Here is an 18372-nt window from a genome sequence, read left to right on the forward strand (position 1 = left end):
TGTCGGTCGCCGCCGCGCCCGCCGAGAGCGAGTTCGAAGCGGGTGCGGCGCTCCCGATCGGGACGCCCGCAGGGCATCCGGAATCCGAACGCCGCGAGACCGAATCGGGACCGGTCGTCCACTTCCGCCCGGACGTCTCCGGCACGTACGTCGTCGAACTCGACGCCTCGGACGGCACGCACGAGCTGACGGTTCGCACATTCCCCGACGAGCGGCGCGACGCGCGGTTTTCGATCGCCGCGGACGACCTCCCGCTCTCGGAGTCGGACCGCGACTCGACGCCCGTCTCGGTGAGCGGTCCGTTCAACAACCATCTCCTCGCGACCGACCGCCCGCGTCGCGTCGGCGACGACTACGTCCTCGACGCGCGGCTCCCCCCGGGCGAACACACGGCGTCCTTCGCGGTGAACGACGACCTCGCGGAGGGCGTCAGGACCACCGTCGAGGTCGACGGGCCGGGCCGCCCTCGCGTCCGGCTCGACGCGACCGTGGACGGCGACGAGGTCGCGGTCACGGCGACGCCGACGAGCGCCCCCGACAGCGCATACCCGAGCGGCGACCTCCCGGTCGAGTTCCACCTCGACGGTCGCGACGACCTCGGCGACGACGACGTGACCGTCGACGGCCGCGAGCTCCGCACGTCGCTCGATTCCCTCCCGGAACGCGCTCGGATCCACGCCGTCACCGCCGGAGAGCGCCGGAGCATCGGTGACACCGTCCGCCTCGAGGCGACCGGCTCCGGCGCCGTCTCCGTCACGCGTCCGAACGACCCGCCGGAGTGGGCCGAGTCCCCGACGGTGTACGAGATCTTCGTCCGCTCGTTCGCCGGCGAGACGCTGCCGACGACGTTCCGCGAGATCGAGCGCCGCGTCGAGTACCTCGAGTCCCTCGAGGTCGACTGCCTCTGGTTGACTCCCGTGCTCGCCAGCCCGACGACGCACGGCTACCACATCACCGACTACTTCGACACCGCCGACGACCTCGGCTCCCGCGAGGCGTTCGAGTCGCTCGTCGACCGCTGCCACGAGGCCGACATCAAGGTGGTCTTCGACCTCGTCGTCAACCACACCTCGCGGGACCACCCGGCGTTTCAGCTGCACTCGGCGGGCGTCGACGCGTACGCCGACCACTTCCGCCGCGTCGACGCCGAGCGCAACGTCGTCGACGTGGAGTGGGCGAGCCTCCGAGAGGGAGGCGACGACATCCCCGAGTACTACTTCAACTGGCAGCGCATCCCGAACCTCAACTACGACTCGCTCGCCGTCCGGTCGTGGATGCTCGACGTGGTCGACGAGTGGGCGGACGTCGTCGACGGCTTCCGGTGCGACGTCGCGTGGGGCGTCTCCCACGCGTTCTGGAAGGAGGTCCGCGACCGCGTACCCGAGGACTTCCTGCTCCTCGACGAGACGATCCCGCGGGACGCGGACTACCACGAGGGCGAGTTCCACATGCACTACGACACGACGCTGTACGAGACGCTCCGCGACGTCGGTACGGGCGAGAAGCCCGCTGACGCCGTCCTCGACGCGCTCGACGACGCGGCGTGGGCGGGCTTCCCCGACTCGGCCGTCCACCTCCGGTACGTCGAGAACCACGACGAGAGTCGCTACGTCGACGAGTGCGACGAACCGTCGCTGCGCGCGGCCGCGGCGGCGACGTTCACCGTCCCGGGCGCACCGATGATCTACTACGGGCAGGAGCGCGGTGTCTCGGAACAGCGCGGACCGATGCGCTGGCACGACGGCGACGCCGACCTCACCGCGTTCCACCGCGCGCTCGCGTCGCTCCGCGCCGAGACCCCGACGCTCCGCGAGGGGCGCGTCGCCGCCGTCGAGTACGAGGTCACGGCGACCGACGGCGACGCTGACGCGGTGACGGCGTACGCGCGCGAAGACGAACGCGGACGGTACGTCGTCGTGCTCAACTTCGCCGCCGGCAGCGCGTCGGTGTCGCTGAACGAGTCGGTCCAGTCGACCGACCTCATCTCGGGCGCGGCGGTCGCCGACGGCGACGAACTCACGGTCGACGACGCCGTCGTGCTCCGCGCGTAGATCGACGACGTCGTTCCAGTGCCGCACGGAGCGCCGACGCTCAGTGCGCGACGTCCGGCGTCGGCGCCTCGCCGCCGAGCCGGTCGCGGTCGTGGTCCGCCTCGAAGTCGAGGTCCGGGCCGCGCGCGATGATTCCGGAGGGCGTCACGTCCGGGTGCGTCGTGTAGTAGTGCTCCTTGATGTGGCTCACGTTCACCGTCTCGGCGACGCCCGCGGTCTGGTAGAGGTCGCGGACGTACGGCCAGAGGTGCTCGTACTGGTGAATGAACTGCCGGTTGCACATGAAGTGCGTGTGGTACACCTGGTCGAACCGGACCAGCGTCGTGAACATGCAGATGTCGGCCTCGGTGAGCGAGTCGCCGACGAGGTAGCGCCGGTCCGCGAGGCGGTCGTTCCACCTGTCGAGCGCGCCGAACAGGTCGTCGATCGCCTCGTCGTACGCCGCCTGTGAGGTCGCGAAGCCGGCGCGGTAGACGCCGTTGTTCACCGGCTCGTAGATCTCGGTGATGACCTCGTCGACGTCCGCGACGGTCGCCCCGTCGCCGTCGCCCGGCAGCAGCGACACGTCGTTGCCGAGGTCGTCGAACGCGGTGGAGAGCATCCGGAGGATCTCGCGGGACTCGTTGTTGACGATCGTCTCCTCCGCCGTGTCCCACAGCACGGGTACGGTCACCCGGCAGGTGGCGTCGGGGTCGGCCGCGACGTACAGCTCGCGGAGGTAGTCGCTGCCGTGAAGCCTGTCGGGGGTACACCCCGCCTTCTCGGGGGTGAACTGCCAGCCCCCCTCGCCGCGGTACGGGTCCACGACCGACACGCCGATGGCGTCCTCCAGTCCGAGCAGCGACCGCGCGAGCAGGGTCCGATGCGCCCACGGACAGGCGTAGGAGACGTACAGGTGGTACCGACCCGCCTCGGGTTGGAACCGGTCGTCGGGCTCGGCGTCGACGTGGTCCGGCACGTCGCTGCCGGCGATCCAGTTCCGGAACGTCGTCTCGCCGCGCTGGAACGAGCCGTCCTCGTCCGTCGCCTCGTACGCGTCCGTCCGCCACTCGCCGTCCACGAGTTGATTCATACCGATCGGACGGGCGCGAGCCCCATAACGTGGGCGGGGACGCGAGCGTCACCGGGTTCCCGTCCCGTCACGGCGCGTCACCGGATCCCGTCACGGCGCGTCACCGGGTTCCCGTCCCGCCGTCCGCGAGCGCGGGCGGCGACCGCTCCGCCGGCAATATTGCCGCGTCGCGACGGGTTTATCAGACGCACTCGATTAGCAGTGCTCAGTCATGGCCGCACAGGCGATGGATCGCGTTCCGCGATCGTGATGAGGTCTTCTGCGTGAGTATCGACAGTACGCACCGAGCCACCGTGCGACGCCCGAGAGCGGTCGCGCCCTCGATCAAGGTGAGCGCCCGATGCTGACCGGTCGCGAGGCGGTCGTCCGGACCGGCATCGACGCGGCGGCGCTGAAGCCGGCCGAGTGCGACGTCTCCCGTGCCGGCGCGCTCCCGGTCGATCGGGTGACGATCGACTACGAGGGCCGCGACCACCTCCCGGACGAGGGGACGCTCGACCGGTTGGCGGCGGAGACGGCGCTGTACGTCACCACGCCGGTCCGGGCGGACGGGTTCGACCCGCTCGGCGACGACTCGCTGGTCGGTCGGATCCCGGACGCGGCCCGTCGGGTGCTCGTCGCGGGTCACGGCGCCTACCTCACCGACGAGGAGTCGTCGCGCGCGGTGGCGCCCCGGCTCGGGGCCGCGCGGCGCGACGCCCCCGACGCGTGGGTCGGCACGGAGGGCGTCGAGCGCGTCGCGCTGGCCGCGGGCGGGACCCAGTTCGAGCTGCTCTCCCGGTCGACCGATCGGGACGTCCGCGCGCTGCGCGCCGCCGGGTTCGACGGCGAGGTCGCCGTCTACGCGCCGACCGTCCTGACCGACGACGAGGACGCCGTCCTCGACGCCGTGGGCGCGTACGTCGCCCGCCGCCGGCCGGTGGCCCGCGCGCTGCCGGACGGGGACTCCGGCGACGCGCAACCGACCGATTCGGAAGCGACCGGTCGCGCCCGCGAGGTGCTCTCGGCGGCCGCGCGGGACTTCGCGCTCGTCGGGTCGCCGGAGACGGTCCGCGAGCGCGTCGACGCGCTCCGCGAGGCCGGCGTCGACCACGTGGTCGGCTACCCGGCACGCGGGATCGACGAGTTCCTGTCGTAGCGTTCGGGCGCTCACCGGCGCGCGCCACCGCCTCGGTTACTTATAAACGATCGGCGCCGTCGCTCACACGCGTTTAAATATCCCGCCGTCGTTTTTAAGCCGTATCGGTGACAGGCGAGCGCATGAGCCGACCAGACGCGTCGACGGACCGCGGCGCTCCGGCGGGACGACGCCGCTCGTCACCCGAAGTCGCGGTCGTCGGCGGCGGCGCCATCGGCGTCACCGCGGCCGCCGACCTCGCGGCCCGCGGCGCCGATGTGACGCTGTACGACCGCGGAGAGCTCGGCGCCGGGAGTTCGGGGCGCGCCGCGGGCGTGCTGTACGACGCCTACGCCGAGGACGTCGACGCCGCGCTGGCCGCCCGCGCGATGGAGCGGTTCCGAGCGCTCGACCGGTCGCTCCCCGGGTTCTCGTTCGCGCCGTGTCCCTACGTCATCGCCGTCCGCGAGGGCGACTCGGACGCCGAGGCCGTCCCAGCGATGGTCGAACGGATGCGTGCGCACGGCCGCGACGTCTCCCTCGTCGACCCCGCGGCCCTCGGCCGGCGGTTCCCCCTCGCGACGGGCGACCTCGCCGTCGCCGCGGTCGCCGAGGGCGCCGGCTGGTGTGACCCCGCGAGCTACGTCGCCGCGATGGGCGAGCGCGCGCGTCGCGAGGGGGTCGCCGTCGAGACCGACACCGCCGTCTCGCTCGCGGGCGACGGCCCCGAACTGCGGGTCGGGGGCGCNGGTCGCCGTCGAGACCGACACCGCCGTCTCGCTCGCGGGCGACGGCCCCGAACTGCGGGTCGGGGGCGCGGATCGGACGGGGACCGTCCGGCGGTTCGACGCCGTCGTCGCCGCCGTCGGCGCGCACACCGCCGACTTCCTCGGCGACGCGGGGGTCGAGGTCCCCGTCGTCCCCTACCGCGTGCAGGCGCTGACGGCGCGGGCCGCCCGTGGCGACTCGGCGGGCTACGACGGCCCGATGGTGTACGACGCGACGGCGGGGGTGTACGTCCGGCCGCATCCGACCGGGCTGCTCGCCGGCGACGGCACGGAACCGGTCCCGGCCGACCCGGACGGCTACGACCGGACGGGCGACGACTGGTTCGTGGAGTCGGTGTCGGCGACGCTCCGCGAGCGACTCGACGCGGTCGGCGCGGACGACGTGGACGACGCGGACGGCACCGCCGGTCCGGACGTGGAGCGCGCCTGGGCCGGCCTCTGTACGGCCACGCCCGACGGCGACCCGCTCGTCGGCCCGGTCGGCGACCCCGCCGACCGCGTGTTCGTCGCCGCCGGCTGGCAGGGTCACGGGTTCATGCGCGCGCCGGCGGTCGGCGAGCTGGTCGCCGAGGGGGTGTTGGCGTCGCTCGACGGGATCGGCCGGGAAGCCCCGGCGTCGCCGTGGATCGACGCGTTCGATCCCGACCGGTTCGACGGCGACGAGGCGTTCGAGATCGCGGAGGGGATGTCGGTGGCGCGCCGGACGAGAGAGTGAGATCCGCCCGGGTTACGAGTCGTCTGCCGGCGCTTCTCCGTCGCGTTCCGCTTCGTCGTCCTCTTCCACTACTTCCACGTCGCGGCCGTCGTCCTTCTTCGGGATCTCCACCCGGAGGGTGCCGTTCCGCGCCAGCGTCGCGTTCGCGCCCTGCGGCGTCACGTTCGCGTCGCGCGGGAGATCGGCGCTCCCGGAGAGCGAGACCCCGCGGCCGGGGAACAGCATTTCGTAGCCGTCGTAGAAGTCGCGGAAGCGGTCGAGTTCGACCTCGACGGTGTGGTCGAGGAACGTCACGTTCAGGTCCTCGCCCCGAACGCCGGGGGCGTCGAAGACGACGAGGTAGGCGTCGTCGCTCTCCAGGAGGTCGTACGAGAGCGGCCGCCGCTCCTGCATCTTGCTCCAGCCGCGACCGAGGCGTTCGAGGGCGCGGCGCACGACCGACCGGCCCGTCTCGACGAATCCGCTCACGGGTTACACCTCGATTTCGACGAGGTTGCTCCCGCCGCAGTACGGGCACGACAGGTCCCCGACCGCGTGGTCGTCGGGCACGTCGTACGTGTAGTGGTTCTCGAACATGTCGAGCTCGCAGTTGTCGCTCTCGCATTTGACCTCCATCGTCGATGGCATATACGGAGGTGTTGTGTCGGCGAGGGCTTAAACAGCGTGGCGGCGGCGGTCGAGAAGATGCGCCGACTCCGCGGGGTTGATCAGACACCGGATCCGCGGAGCCGCTCCGGAACGACCGCGCGCTCGGCGACAGAGACGACTGCGGTGCCGAACGCGACGCCGGCGAGGAAGCCGGGACCGTACGGGTAATACGGGACCCCGAACGCGAGCGCGACGCCCAGCCCGACGGCGATTGCGAGGACCGCGGCGCCGAAGGCGACGTACGTCAGCGTCTCGTAGCGATCCGACGAGAGCCGGTCGCGGGCGAGCCACGCGATCGGCCCGAGGGCGACGGCGGTGGCCGCGGCCCAGCCGGCGGCGAGCCCCCACGGCCGGGGGTCGGCGCCGAGAAACTGCACCGCGGCGAGCGCGCAGAGCGCGGCGAGCGAGACGGAGCTTCCGACTCGCTGCCAGCGATCGGACTCGTCGTCGGCCGGGGGCGCGCCGTCGCCAGAGCGCGTCTCACCGGTCGGGGGCGTCTCGGAGGGCATCGTCGGCGCTTTCGCGCGTTCTGACATAAGCGATCCGGCGCCCACTCGCCGTTCCGCACGCTTTTCCCGTCTCGGCCGACTACGGTGGGTCAACATGACCGATTCGCCCGCGTCGGGCCGGGGCTCGCTCCCGCCCGACCCGAACGACCTCTCCGTCACCATCGTCGACGGCTACGTCGACGAGCCGGCGCACTTCGGCGTGCCGCCGTACATCTCGACGTACCCGCGGTACACGGCCGGCGCGCTCGTCGACGCGGGCGTCCCCGAGTCGCAGATCACCTACCACACGATCGACGAACTGCGAGACGAACGGAGCAAGCACGCCGACGTCGCGAACGCGGACCTCATGGTGTACGTCGGCGGGATGACGGTCCCCGGGAAGTACGTCGGCGGCACCCCCGCCGAGCCCGACGAGGTCCGCGAGCTGGGGTGGACCGCGGACGGCGTCACCCTGCTGGGCGGTCCCGTGCGCTTCGGCGTCGGCGACGAGAACGCGGGCGCGACGGAGACCGAGCGCGACGACCTCGACTACGACTTCGTCGCGATGGGCGACGTGGAGGCGGCCGCGTACGACCTCGTGCGCGAGGGGTTAGAGGGGTTCGGCAACCGGATGCGCGACAACGCGGAGATCGACCGGTGGGCCGAGAAGGGGGCGTTCGTCGTCGAGCAGCACCCGAACCACCCGGACTACCTCATCTGCGAGATGGAGACCTCCCGCGGCTGCGCCTACCGCTGTTCGTTCTGCACCGAGCCGCTGTACGGGAGCCCGGCGTTTCGCGAGGCGCGCTCCGTCGTCGACGAGGTCGACGCGCTCTCGGATCGAGGGGTCAGACACTTCCGGCTCGGGCGGCAGGCCGACATCCTCGCGTTCGGCGGCGACGGCGAGGCGCCGAACCCCGACGCGCTCCGCGAGCTGTACGGCGGGATCCGCGAGGTCGCGCCCGACCTCCGGACGCTCCACCTCGACAACATGAACCCGGTGACGATCACCGACTACCCCGAGGCTTCCCGCGAGGCGATCCGCGTCATCGCCGCGCACAACACGCCCGGCGACACCGCCGCCTTCGGCCTCGAGTCGGCCGACCCCGTGGTCCAAGAGCAGAACAACCTGCTCGTCACCGCCGAGGAGTGTCTCGAGGCCGTCCGCGTCGTCAACGAGGAGGGCGGGTGGCGCCCGGGCGACGCCCCGGAGGCGACGCCCGGCGCCGACGACCGGGTGACCGGTCCCTCGACCGGACCGGACGCCTCGCCGCGGCTCCCGAAGCTCCTTCCCGGGATCAACCTCGTCCACGGGCTCGCCGGCGAACGCCCCGAGACGTACGAGCACAACAAGGAGTTCCTCCAGACCGTCTACGACGAGGGGCTGATGCTTCGACGGATAAACATCCGGCAGGTGATGGCGTTCGCGGGCACGGAGATGGCCGAGACGGGCGCGGACATCGCCCAGGAGCACAAAGACCAGTTCCAGGCGTACAAGCGGGAGGTCCGCGAGACGGTCGACAACCCGATGCTCGACCGCGTGGTCCCGCCGGGGACGGTCCTCCCCGACGTCCACCTGGAGTACCACCAGGACGGGAAGACGTTCGGCCGCCAGCTCGGCACGTACGCGCTCCTTGTCGCGGTCCCCGGCGAGCGCGAGCTCGGCACGGCCATCGACGTGGCGATCACGGACCACGGCTACCGCTCGGTCACGGGCGTCCCGTACCCGCTCGACGTGAACGCGGCGTCGATGGACGAGCTGACTGCGATCCCCGGGGTCAACCGGAGCAAGGCGGGCGACGTCGTCGTCGGCCGTCCGTACGGCGCGGTCGGCGAGGTCGACGCCGGCGTCGCCGACCTCTCGCGGTTCGCCGTGGCCGACGACACCGACGTCCCGATTCCCGGCCGGGAGCGGGCCGGGTCCGGCCCCGGGCCCGCCGCGCGCTCGCTGCTCGACCGGCGCGACGGCTCCTCGGTCGGGCGCGGGGACTGAGCCGATGGCGGCCCCGGATCCCGCTCCGGCGGTCGTCCGCGTCGACGTTCCGGTCGACACCCGCGCGCCCGGCGGGGCGACGAACGCCTACCTCGTCGACGGGCTCCTCGTCGACCCCGCGGCGCGCACGGCGGCGCTCGACGAGGCTGTCGGCCTCGACGAACCGGGCGCTCCCGGCCGCGACGGCGACACCGCCGTCCACGCGATAACCGTTACCCACACGCACCCAGACCACGTCGGCGCGGTCGCCGAGTACGCGGACGCGACCGGCGCGCCCGTGTTCGCGCACGCCGACCACGTCGACCGGTTCGCGGCGGCGGCCGGCGTCGACCCCGACGCGACGTTCCACGACGGCGACCGCGTGGGCGACACCCCCGTCCGGGCGGTCGAGACGCCCGGTCACGCGCCGGACCACGTCGCGTTCGCGGTCGACGGTGGCGACGGGGGGAACGCCGCCGACGCGCCTCTCGACCTCCTCTGTGGGGACCTCGCTGTCGCCGAGGGAAGCGTCGTCGTCGGTGCCCCCGACGGCGACCTCCGCGACTACCTGCACAGCCTGGAACGCGTTCGAGACGGCGGCTACGACCGGATCCACCCCGGACACGGTCCGCGGATCGACGACCCGGAGACCGCCTGTCAACGGCTGATCGACCACCGGCTGGACCGCGAACGCGCGGTCCTCAGCGCGGTCGAGGCCGGTGCGACCGACGTCGACGCCGTGGTCGACGCGGCATACGAGAAGGACCTCACCGGCGTCGCGGACCTCGCGCGGGCGACGGTCGCCGCTCACCTCGAGAAACTGGTCGCGGAGGGGCGGATCGGCCGGGAGTGGGCGGGTCGAACCGAGATCGACGCGTCCGGTGAGTAGGCGTCTGATCCCCGACGTTAGAGCTCGGCCTCGAGGTGGGCCGCCAGCTCGTCGAGCGGCGTCTCCGTCACGTCGACGAACCGCCCCCCGACGTCCTCGACGCCGCCGTCGGCGGTCGGGTCGTCGCCGACGTGGACCAGCGACGCGGGCGCGACGCCGAGCGCGTCAGCGGCGGTCTCGAACGCCTTCGGGTGCGGCTTCCGCCAGCCGCAGCCGATGCTCGTCGTGACCGCGTCGAACTCCCCGCGGAGTCCCGCCCGGATCAGCGTCTTGGGGACCAGTTCGGGCACCGCGCAGTTCGAGAGGAGGCCGACCGGCCCCCGATCGCTCACGTCGCGGACGGCCGCCCTCGCGCCGTCACGTCGCGTCACGTCCGGGTCGAACGCGGCGACGACGGCGTGTCGGACGACGTTGTCGGCGGCGTCGACGCCGCGTGAGTCGAGCGCGTGCGCCACGTGCGCGGGGAGGGGGACTTCCGCGCCCGCCGGGGCGTCCACGTGTCGCTCGCCGTACGCGACGTGCCAGTCGTCCGGTACCTCGACGCCGCGCGACTCCAACTCGCGCGCGACGATCTCCGCCGGGTCGGACGGGTACTCGACGTCGACGAGAGTCCCGAACAGGTCGAAAGTGACTGCCACGATACCGGCACTACGGCGAAAACGGGATTGAACCTGTCGGTCGGCGCGGTCGATGCCGCGTTCCGGGTCGGCGGCGCGCTCGGGACACGGGATCCCGCCGAGGCGTGCCAGTCAGAGCATCGACGCGAGGTGGAGCGTGTAGAGCCGGTAGAGCCCCGTCACCCACGCACAGAGCCAGAGGACCATGAACCCCGCCACGCCGGCCCGGAGCCGCGCGCGCCAGTGGCCCATGTCCTCGTGGATCTCGTCGATGTCGACGTCGGGGTCCTCGTAGGCGTCCGCGTTCCGCTTCGCCTGCAGGATCCGGACGATCCCCGTGAGCGCGAACGCCAGCAGCGCGTACGCCTGCACTCCGAGGAACGCGTGGATCACGGCGATCCCCGACAGGTTCGCGAAGAGGCGCGGGATCATCCACCCGACGATCGGGACCGTCGTGAGCACCAGCCCGACGGCGATGTACCGCAGGTGGCGCATGAGTACGGTCCACGTCACGGTTTCTGTGTCGATCATGATCCACGCCCCGTACAGCAGGAACGGGAGGCTCGCCGTCACCGACAGCCCGGCCGCCGCCGCGATAACCGACTCGTCGACCATTACCCGCGGTTGGGACCCCGGCGCGTAAAGCCCCGCGATCCGCCGCTCCCCCGCGGGCGGCGTCCCCGGTCGCAGACGAAAACAGTTAGCCTTCGGAGCACGTATCACCGGACAATGGAGGACACCTCGACGGAACCGGACCCGGAGTCGCGGCCGGACCGGACGCCGGCCGAGCCCGACGACGGCGGGTCTCCCCGAGCCGACGCCGCCGCCGGGAGCGGCGGCGAGGCCCCCGACGACGCGGACGAACTCGCCGAGCTCCGCGCGCGGGTCGACGAGGAGTACGACTTCGACGACTTCGGCCCCGCCGACATGGCCCGGATGAGCGCGGAGGAGTGGGACGCCGCGTTCGATCCGGAGTCGTGGATCACCGGCGATCGGCTGCTCGACCGCGCCGAGGCCGAGCTGAAGTCCCGAATCGCGCGTCGGGACGTGTTCGGGGTGTTAGAGCGCGTCCGGGAAGACGGCGAGGAGCGACTCCTCGTGTACTCCGACGAGGGATACGCGATCGTCCGGCCGACGGGGGAAGTGACCGGTCAGGGGACCGTTCTCCGCGACATCGAGCCGGTCGTCGCGCTGGCGGCGATGGAGTCGCACGACGTGGCCGAGCCCCCCGACGACTGGTCGCTCCCGCATCCCGACTCGGTACCGGAGGGCACGGGCGAGTTCGGCAACCTGATGGTCCAGGTGATCGCGATCGTCCAGGTGCTCGCCGGGGCGGCGCTGCTCGTCGCCTCCTTCGCCACCGACCTGAACACGATCGTCGCGCCGGCGATGGGAATCGTGTTCCTACTCATCGGCCTGCTGCTCTTCGTCATGGTCGCGAACGCGCGGCTCTCGGATCGGTTCCGTTCGGAGGAGTATCGCGAGCGGTTGCGGGCCCTGCGACAGGCGAAGGAGCGCCCCGACTTTGTCCCCGTCGAAGGCGGGGTCGTAACCGAGGACGAGCGAGACGAGTGAACCGTCGATATCGCGCGACACAGGCCTTGTAAACCCCTCCGAGTCGACGGGTTCAGTCGGTGGGTTTAAGCGCACCCCGTCCCGAGTGAACCTGTATGAAAAGGCGGGAATTTGTGCGGACGGCCGGCGGCGCGAGCGCCGCGGTCGCGGCCTCGGCCGGGGCGACCGGAACGGCCGCCGCACAGGAGGCGGAACCGGACTGGCCGAGCGGTGTCACCGGCGGGAACCTCGGGGAGTACCTGGACGCCCGCGGCGAGAGCGAGGTCACCGTCGAGGTCGGCGCCGGCAGCGACGGACTCGCGTTCGCCCCGACCCAGCTGTGGGTCGACACCGGCACGACGATCACGTTCGAGTGGACCGGGGCCGGCGGGGACCACAACGTCGTCACGGTCGAAGGCGAGGCCGCCCTCGACAGCGGCGACCCGGTCGGCGAGGAGGGGTACACCTACGAGTACGAGGTGACCGAGGAAGACGCCGGCATCACCCACTACCACTGCGTCCCCCACGACGCGGTCGGGATGCACGCCGGGATCGCCGTCGGTGAGGACGTTCCCACCGTCGAGACCGGCGGGAACACCGGGTGGCCGGAGAACATCGCGAAGGTCGGCGTCCCGCTGCACGCCCACTGGGTCGGCATCGCGGCGATACTCGGCATCGCGCTGACCTTCGTGTTCACGTTCTACCTGCTGAAGTACGGCGAGTCGGCCCACACCGGTCACGGGGGTGCGCAATGAGCTCCGGCGGCTCCTCGTACGGCGACATCCACCGGTACGAGCCCGCGAGAGAGAGCACCGCCGCCGCGATCGCGATCGTGCTTCTCACCGTCATCGAGGTCGTGTTCGTCTCCCTGTTCGTGTACGGGCTCATGTCCGCCTGGGCCTCGACCGAGTTCGGGAACATGTTCGCCGGCGCGTTGCTGGCGATGATCTTCATCGATCTCGCGTTCATCCTCCTCCTGTACCGCAAGGAGTTCCTGCCCGACGTGATGATCGTCAAGAAGCGCCGCCGCAAGTGGGAGGACCTCTACATCCGCGAAGAGGACAAAGACGGCGTCGGGGTCGACACCGGGAACATGACCGAGACGCTCAAACGGGCCGTTTACCCGTACTACAAGAAGTAATCCGACAATGAGCCTCAAAAAACAAGACGAGATGGACCACAACGCGTGGCTCAAGAAACAGGACCTGACGGTCATCGAGACCGCGTTCCTCACCACGCTCATCTGGCTCGACAAGCGCCTCCGCATCGTCGACTACCTCGAGCTGCTGGAGACGATGTACTACCGCGCGAACCTCCAGATGCCGAAGAGCCACACCGAACAGTACGACCTCGACAACAAGTTCTGGTACTGGTACCCGCTGTACTCGCTCGGGTCCCTGTCGATCGTCGCGTACCTCGTCGCCGCGGTCTCCGGCGCGCTGTTGGGCTTCTACTACGCCCCGTCCACCGCCGGCGCCGCCGCGCAGGGCGATCCGACGGCCGCGTACGACTCGCTCGTGTTCATCATGAAGGACGTCCAGTTCGGGTACATGCTCCGCTCCATCCACCGCTGGTCCGCCCAGTTCATGGTGGCGGCGGTGTTCCTGCACATGCTTCGCGTGTACTTCACCGGCTCCTACAAGGAGCCCCGCGAGGTCAACTGGATCCTCGGGATCGTCCTCATCGGCCTGACGCTCCTGTTCGGCTTCTCCGGGTACGTGCTCCCGTGGAAGCAGCTGTCCTTCTGGGCGGCACAGATCGGCGTCGAGATGGCGCTCGCGACGCCCCTCGTGGGCGAGTGGGCGGCACAGCTCCTGTTCGGCGGCTTCACCCTCGGACAGGCGACGCTCGTGAGAATGTACATCCTGCACGTGTTCGTGCTGCCGTTCGTGGTGACGGGCCTCATCGCCCTCCACGTCGGCATCGTCTGGGTGCAGGGCATCGCGGAGCCGCACTAATCCAATGACCAACGACGACACTCCCATGACGGACGGAGGAACCGACGCAGAAGCGCGCACGGACGGCGGTCCGCCGGCGACCGTGCCGCCGGACGACGAGACGCCCACGTGGTCCGAGCGCAAGGAGCACTCGCGGGGACTCGCACAGCTCACCTACCAGTACTTCGAGCGCTCGCGCCGCGAGGACGAGGACCTCCGCGCCGAGTCGACGTACGTCGAGCGTGACGTGCTCGGCTTCCCGACGTGGCCCCACGAGACGCTCCGGAACCTCGCGATCACGAGCTTCTTCGTCGGGATAATGATCCTCATCGCGGCGCTGATGCCGGCGCACTTCGGCGAGCCCGCCAACCCCGGCTCGACGCCGGCGATCATCCTCCCCGACTGGTACCTCTACTGGTCGTTCGGGCTGCTGAAGCTCAACCCGCTCAACCCCGAGCTGGCCGTGCTCGGCGGCAACATCGTGATGTCGAACGAGTTCCTCGGGATCGTCGCCCACGGGATCGTCTTCGGCTTCATCGGGCTCGTGCCGTTTCTTAACAAGGGGAGCGCGCGCCGGCCCGTCGAGCAGCCGTTCTGGGCCGCCGTCGGCGTGACGGGCGTCATCCTGGCGTTCACGCTCGCCGCCCTGGCGATCCAGAACTTCTTCCCGATCTCGCTCGACCTGCTCCTCACGCTCACGTTCATGCTGCCCGTGCTGGGCGGCATCCTCACCTACGCGGTGTTGAAAACGATGCGTGAAGGGTACATGTACGACCTGAACCGGCGGTACTACATGCTGCGGCCCCCGAAGTAACCGGTCGACGGACCACCGATTTTGCGGTCACCGTTCACCGATGTCACCATCACCCGACACCGACACCGACGACACCCAGGCATTCGACAAGACCGGCGATCCGGTCGCGAAGGACGCCGACGAGGACCCGCGGAACGAACCGACCGGGCCGCGCGTCGGTCCGGACGGACGGGAGGTCGTCGTCCCCTTCCGACTGTACAAGGCCGCCACGGTCTTCTCCACCCTCGCCGCCGTGGTGGCGTACCTGATCGGTTTCACGCTGATCGACGCGGCGACGCTGCAGATCAGCTTCGTCCGGACGACGATCGTCTACCTGATCAACAGCGCCGGGCTCTACCCGTCCGACGACGTGCTGGTCGCGGTCCTCGCGATCACCGGAATCGGGTTCCTCGTCGCGGGAACAGCGGTGTACGTTCTCGGCACGCGATTCCGCGGGCAAGGGATGGGAAAGCCTCAAGACGGTTCCAGCGAACACTAAGACAATGGCAGACGAGTTCATCAAGGGGTTCGCCCTCTTCACGCTCGGCGGTCTGGGATGGCTCACCTTCGGCGGCTGGTACCGGACGCCCTCGTACTACGACGTCGTCCAGCTCGTCAATCCGGCCGAGGGGGTCAACACGGCCTACGGCGAGATCGGGTTGGTTGCCGGCGACGCGTCGTTCTGGCTGATGATCCTCGGCGCGCTCACGTTCTGGGTGTTCATCCCGGTGAGCCGTCAGCTCCGGGACATGCTCGACGAGGACGCCGAAGCCGCGAACTGACCGCGCCCGCCCCCTTTTTCTCTTCACCCTCTGCCCCCGCTCCCCGTCCCAGCGCCGGCTCCGCGTTCCGATCCGTTCGGTCCCCTGTCAGTGCGACTCTGCGGTTGACCTGACTCGAAGGGTCGTCGCTGAACCGATAGCGCTCGGCCGCGACGACTCCGACGTTCCGGGAGGTGGCCGCCTCGCTGCGTCGCCGGGCGAAGCCCGGCTACCTGCGAGACTGTCGATCTCGCAACGCTCGACGCTGCTCCGTCCCCGCTCCCGCTAGCTCCCTTCGGTCGCTCTGGGAGCCGGCGCGTGGCGCGGCGACCTCGCACGGTCAAGTAGCCGCGACCGTGTCGCTCATCGCTTTTAAATAGATCGTCGCTGTTAGCACGACTCAGAACGCGGCACGAGCGGAGGACGTCGACGGGGCTCCTTTGTTCTCGATCGACGGCGGTCAGACGCGGAACCTGGGTCTCGGGTCGCGCTCGCTACGCGACGACGAACTGGTTCCAGAACCCCGAGACGAGGAAGAACAGCGAGTAGTAGGCGACGAACACCATCAAGACCGCCGAGGCGGCGATCGAGCTCTTCGGGGCCTCGATCGGCATGTCGTTGCGGGCCTCGACGTTGCGAGCCTCGAGCTCGAACAGGTCGGCGATCAGCATAGTGACCACGATCACCGCGAGGATCGTGCCGCTCACGGGAGCGTCGAGCATGAACAGGAACGTCAGGAGCAACAGTCCGATGTTCGTGAACGCGTGCGGCGTGTACGGCTCGACGCTGTCGCCGTCGCTCCCCTGTTCGACGTGGTGCCGGTGCGCGATGTGTCGGGTCGCGAGGTTCGCGACCGCCATCACGAGTATCGCGTACGGCAGCATCGGTCCGACTTCGGACAGCCAGCCGAGCGGAACGAGGAACTGCAGTGGGTCCATACGGACACATCCGGTTACGAGTTATTAGAGTGTTTCCGATCGGCGCGCTCGCCGCCCCCCGTCGGTGCCGCGAACGTGACCCGATCGACCACCTCGATCTCCGTCGTCTGGTGCGGCTCGACGGCGCCGCGCCGCTTCCCGTCGACCACGAGCGCGATCGGTTCGCCCTCCCGCTCGACGGTAAGCCCAACCCGCTCCGCCGCGACCCACGCGTCGATCCGGGTGCTGAACGGCGCGATCGGCGCGACCGAGAGCCCGCCACCGGGTTCCACGACGGGGCCACCGGCGGCGTTCGCGTACCCGTCGCTCCCCAGCGGCGTCGCGACGACGACGCCGTCCGCCCGGACCGACTCGGTGCGACCGCGGTGGAACCCGACCCCGAACTCCGAGATCCGCGCCGGCTCGCCGGTGACGAGGGCCACGTCGAACGCGGCTCGCACGGAGGCGTCCGCCCCGCTGTCGACCGCGAGGACGGGATGGGTGACGCGCCTGATCGAGTCCCCGGCTCTCGAACCGTCGAGCAGCCGTCTGAGAGCCTCGACGGCGCCGTCGCGGTCGAACGCGAGCCGGCGGTCGACGACGGGAACCACCGTGCAGTCGGGCGCCGCGACGACGGCGTCGCGGACGGCCTCGTCGCCGACGGCCACGAGGAGCGACGCCTCGGGGTGCTGTGCGTCGACCGCCGTCCCCTCGCCGGTCGCGCTTGCGGGCTCAGCGAGGTGCCCGCCGGCGTCCCGGACCGCGTCTCGGATCTCCGCCGCTCGCTCGTCGTGGCCGGCGACGGCGACGCGGCGTTCCGACGCTTCCATGTCCGGGGGTCCGGCCGGCGCGTGTGAAAACCTCCCGGTTCGCGGCGCGGGGAGCTAGAACGGCCAGTCGCCGGTGATCTTCATCCCCGTGGCCTTCCCCTCCCGTTCGAGCGCGGCGGCGATCTCGTCGGTCGGGCGCCGCGCGGTCGACACGTCGTCGCCAGCGAGGTCGACGACGAGCTCCGTCAGGAGAATCGCCTGCTCGCGGAGGTTCCGGGACTCCAGCTTGTCGAGCGTGTCCGCGCCGGTGTGTCCCCAGCCGCGGCCGCGCCCCTCCGTCTCCCCGGAGACCATGTAGCCGGGGATCCCGCGCTCGACGAACGGCCAGTGGTCGCTGTGGGGAACCAGCTCCTCGCCGAGCGCGATCGGGTGGTCGAACCGGTCGCTCACGCGCTCGCCGGCCGCCTCCAGCGCGTCGAACCCGTGGTGGTCGAGCTTCAGGGTGCGGCCGAAGACGTTGCTGTCGACGTTGACGACGGCTTTGACCCGGTCGGGCTCGACGCTCTCGGCGAACCGGGAGGAGCCAACCAGCCCCACCTCCTCGGCGCCGAAGCCCAGGAACCGCACTCTCGTGTCGAGCTCGTCTCCTCGGGCGGCGAGGGCGTTGGCGACCTCGACGAGCGTCGCGGTACCGGCGCCGTTGTCCATTGCGCCCTCCGCCAGGTCGTGGGCGTCGACGTGACAGGAGACGACGAGGTACTCGTCGGTGTCGGGGCCGAGGTCGGCGACCGCGTTCCCGCTCGTCGCCTCGGGCGTCTCGCAGTCGACGGCGACGGTGAGCTCCTCGCCCTCGCGTCGGCGCGCGAGGCGTGCGCCGGTCTCTTTCGAGACGCCGACGGCCGGGATATCGCCGATCGGCGCGTCCGCGGTGCCGACGCTCCCGGTCGGCGGCAGCGTCCCCTCGACGTGGTTCGCGAAGACGAAGGCGGCGGCTCCGGCCTCGACGGCGTGGTAGTACTTCTCACGGCGATGGACGAACCGGTCGACGGAGTCTGGCGTGTCCGACGAGACCATCACGACCTTCCCGTTCAGGTCCCGCTCGAAGTCCTCGGGGACGCCGTACCCGAGGTCGACGAACTCGCCGGTCGTCTCGCCGCTCGGGCTCCGCGGGAGCGCGATGCAGGTGTTCCGCCCGCTCGCGATGGCGTCCGCGCCGCGCCGGATCTCGCTGTCGCCGCGCGCCCAGCCCTGGATGTCGAACTGTCTCTTATACACATCTCTGA

General features: G+C 70.7%; 21 protein-coding genes and 1 pseudogene. 13 read left to right on the top strand and 9 right to left on the bottom strand.

Annotated features, from left to right (window positions below; translation table 11 throughout):
• A partial coding sequence (locus tag C468_RS12190) for an alpha-amylase family glycosyl hydrolase (protein ID WP_008849201.1) occupies positions 1–2051 on the top strand: 2051 nt, incomplete at its 5' end.
• A 40-nt stretch (positions 2052–2091) separates the two neighbouring features.
• Here C468_RS12190 and C468_RS12195 read toward each other — a convergent pair.
• Positions 2092–3123 carry a glutathione S-transferase family protein gene (locus tag C468_RS12195; protein WP_008849202.1) on the bottom strand — a complete coding sequence of 344 codons (1032 nt, stop codon included), beginning with the start codon at positions 3121–3123 and terminating at the stop codon, positions 2092–2094.
• Between the two features lie 340 nt (positions 3124–3463).
• On the opposite strand from C468_RS12195, the gene C468_RS12200 reads away from it, so the two are divergent.
• The 3 genes and pseudogenes from C468_RS12200 to C468_RS19130 all read left to right on the top strand — a co-directional run bounded on the left by C468_RS12200 (position 3464) and on the right by C468_RS19130 (position 5743).
• On the top strand, positions 3464–4261 hold the full coding sequence (locus C468_RS12200) for a DUF7388 family protein (protein WP_008849203.1): 798 nt from the start codon (positions 3464–3466) through the stop codon (positions 4259–4261).
• Positions 4262–4383: 122 nt separating this feature from the next.
• Positions 4384–4893, top strand: a pseudogene (locus C468_RS19125) (NAD(P)/FAD-dependent oxidoreductase); the annotation flags it as partial.
• The gene (locus C468_RS19130; protein WP_275039708.1) at positions 4868–5743 is read left to right on the top strand and encodes an NAD(P)/FAD-dependent oxidoreductase; all 876 of its coding nucleotides are present in this window, start codon (positions 4868–4870) and stop codon (positions 5741–5743) included. The pseudogene C468_RS19125 and the gene C468_RS19130, both read left to right, overlap by 26 nt.
• Positions 5744–5755: 12 nt before the next feature.
• Here the strand turns inward: C468_RS19130 and C468_RS12210 are convergent, their stop codons facing one another.
• The 3 genes from C468_RS12210 to C468_RS12215 form a co-directional block, all read right to left on the bottom strand.
• Positions 5756–6211: an Hsp20/alpha crystallin family protein gene (locus C468_RS12210; RefSeq protein ID WP_049912209.1), complete on the bottom strand. Its 456-nt coding sequence runs from the start codon at positions 6209–6211 to the stop codon at positions 5756–5758.
• Positions 6212–6214: 3 nt separating this feature from the next.
• Positions 6215–6370, bottom strand: coding sequence for a DUF7559 family protein (locus C468_RS18695; protein WP_008849205.1), 156 nt, complete (start codon positions 6368–6370; stop codon positions 6215–6217).
• A gap of 80 nt (positions 6371–6450) precedes the next feature.
• On the bottom strand, positions 6451–6900 hold the full coding sequence (locus C468_RS12215; RefSeq protein WP_049912210.1) for a hypothetical protein: 450 nt from the start codon (positions 6898–6900) through the stop codon (positions 6451–6453).
• A 94-nt stretch (positions 6901–6994) separates the two neighbouring features.
• Between C468_RS12215 and C468_RS12220 the strand changes: the two genes are divergently transcribed.
• Together C468_RS12220 and C468_RS12225 are read left to right on the top strand one after the other, a co-directional pair.
• On the top strand, positions 6995–8872 hold the full coding sequence (locus C468_RS12220; protein WP_008849207.1) for a radical SAM protein: 1878 nt from the start codon (positions 6995–6997) through the stop codon (positions 8870–8872).
• Positions 8873–8876: 4 nt separating this feature from the next.
• The gene (locus tag C468_RS12225) at positions 8877–9740 is read left to right on the top strand and encodes an MBL fold metallo-hydrolase (RefSeq protein ID WP_008849208.1); all 864 of its coding nucleotides are present in this window, start codon (positions 8877–8879) and stop codon (positions 9738–9740) included.
• Between the two features lie 17 nt (positions 9741–9757).
• Here the strand turns inward: C468_RS12225 and C468_RS12230 are convergent, their stop codons facing one another.
• Together C468_RS12230 and C468_RS12235 are read right to left on the bottom strand one after the other, a co-directional pair.
• A complete protein-coding gene (locus C468_RS12230; protein WP_008849209.1) occupies positions 9758–10378 on the bottom strand; it encodes an HAD family hydrolase in 621 nt (206 codons plus the stop codon).
• A 111-nt stretch (positions 10379–10489) separates the two neighbouring features.
• Positions 10490–10972 (bottom strand): DUF7321 family protein, encoded by a 483-nt coding sequence (locus tag C468_RS12235; RefSeq protein WP_008849210.1) that lies wholly within the window; start codon positions 10970–10972, stop codon positions 10490–10492.
• 114 nt (positions 10973–11086) lie between these two features.
• Between C468_RS12235 and C468_RS12240 the strand changes: the two genes are divergently transcribed.
• The 7 genes from C468_RS12240 (at position 11087) to C468_RS12270 (ending at position 15423) form a co-directional block, all read left to right on the top strand.
• Complete coding sequence (locus tag C468_RS12240; protein WP_008849211.1) at positions 11087–11932, top strand: DUF308 domain-containing protein; 846 nt, start codon at positions 11087–11089, stop codon at positions 11930–11932.
• Between the two features lie 95 nt (positions 11933–12027).
• Positions 12028–12666 carry a halocyanin domain-containing protein gene (locus C468_RS12245; RefSeq protein WP_049912211.1) on the top strand — a complete coding sequence of 213 codons (639 nt, stop codon included), beginning with the start codon at positions 12028–12030 and terminating at the stop codon, positions 12664–12666.
• Complete coding sequence (locus C468_RS12250) at positions 12663–13052, top strand: DUF7318 family protein (protein ID WP_008849213.1); 390 nt, start codon at positions 12663–12665, stop codon at positions 13050–13052. The genes C468_RS12245 and C468_RS12250 overlap by 4 nt, the downstream gene beginning before the upstream one ends.
• A gap of 7 nt (positions 13053–13059) precedes the next feature.
• Complete coding sequence (locus C468_RS12255; RefSeq protein ID WP_008849214.1) at positions 13060–13869, top strand: cytochrome b; 810 nt, start codon at positions 13060–13062, stop codon at positions 13867–13869.
• 4 nt (positions 13870–13873) lie between these two features.
• Positions 13874–14662 carry a menaquinol--cytochrome-c reductase (cytochrome bc complex) cytochrome b/c subunit gene (locus tag C468_RS12260; protein WP_008849215.1) on the top strand — a complete coding sequence of 263 codons (789 nt, stop codon included), beginning with the start codon at positions 13874–13876 and terminating at the stop codon, positions 14660–14662.
• A 40-nt stretch (positions 14663–14702) separates the two neighbouring features.
• Positions 14703–15140 carry a DUF7315 family membrane protein gene (locus tag C468_RS12265; protein WP_008849216.1) on the top strand — a complete coding sequence of 146 codons (438 nt, stop codon included), beginning with the start codon at positions 14703–14705 and terminating at the stop codon, positions 15138–15140.
• Between the two features lie 4 nt (positions 15141–15144).
• A complete protein-coding gene (locus tag C468_RS12270) occupies positions 15145–15423 on the top strand; it encodes a DUF7314 family protein (protein ID WP_008849217.1) in 279 nt (92 codons plus the stop codon).
• 473 nt (positions 15424–15896) lie between these two features.
• Here C468_RS12270 and C468_RS12275 read toward each other — a convergent pair whose 3' ends face one another.
• The 3 genes from C468_RS12275 to C468_RS12285 form a co-directional block, all read right to left on the bottom strand.
• Positions 15897–16340, bottom strand: coding sequence for a DUF7313 family protein (locus tag C468_RS12275; RefSeq protein WP_008849218.1), 444 nt, complete (start codon positions 16338–16340; stop codon positions 15897–15899).
• A 14-nt stretch (positions 16341–16354) separates the two neighbouring features.
• Positions 16355–17149, bottom strand: a complete 795-nt coding sequence (locus C468_RS12280; protein ID WP_008849219.1) for an NAD(+)/NADH kinase — start codon at positions 17147–17149, stop codon at positions 16355–16357.
• A gap of 54 nt (positions 17150–17203) precedes the next feature.
• The coding region (locus tag C468_RS12285; protein WP_008849220.1) for a M28 family peptidase at positions 17204–18372 on the bottom strand (1169 nt) is incomplete at its 5' end.

The sequence above is a fragment of the Halorubrum kocurii JCM 14978 genome (assembly GCF_000337355.1).
GTDB classification, from domain to species: Archaea; Halobacteriota; Halobacteria; order Halobacteriales; family Haloferacaceae; genus Halorubrum; species Halorubrum kocurii.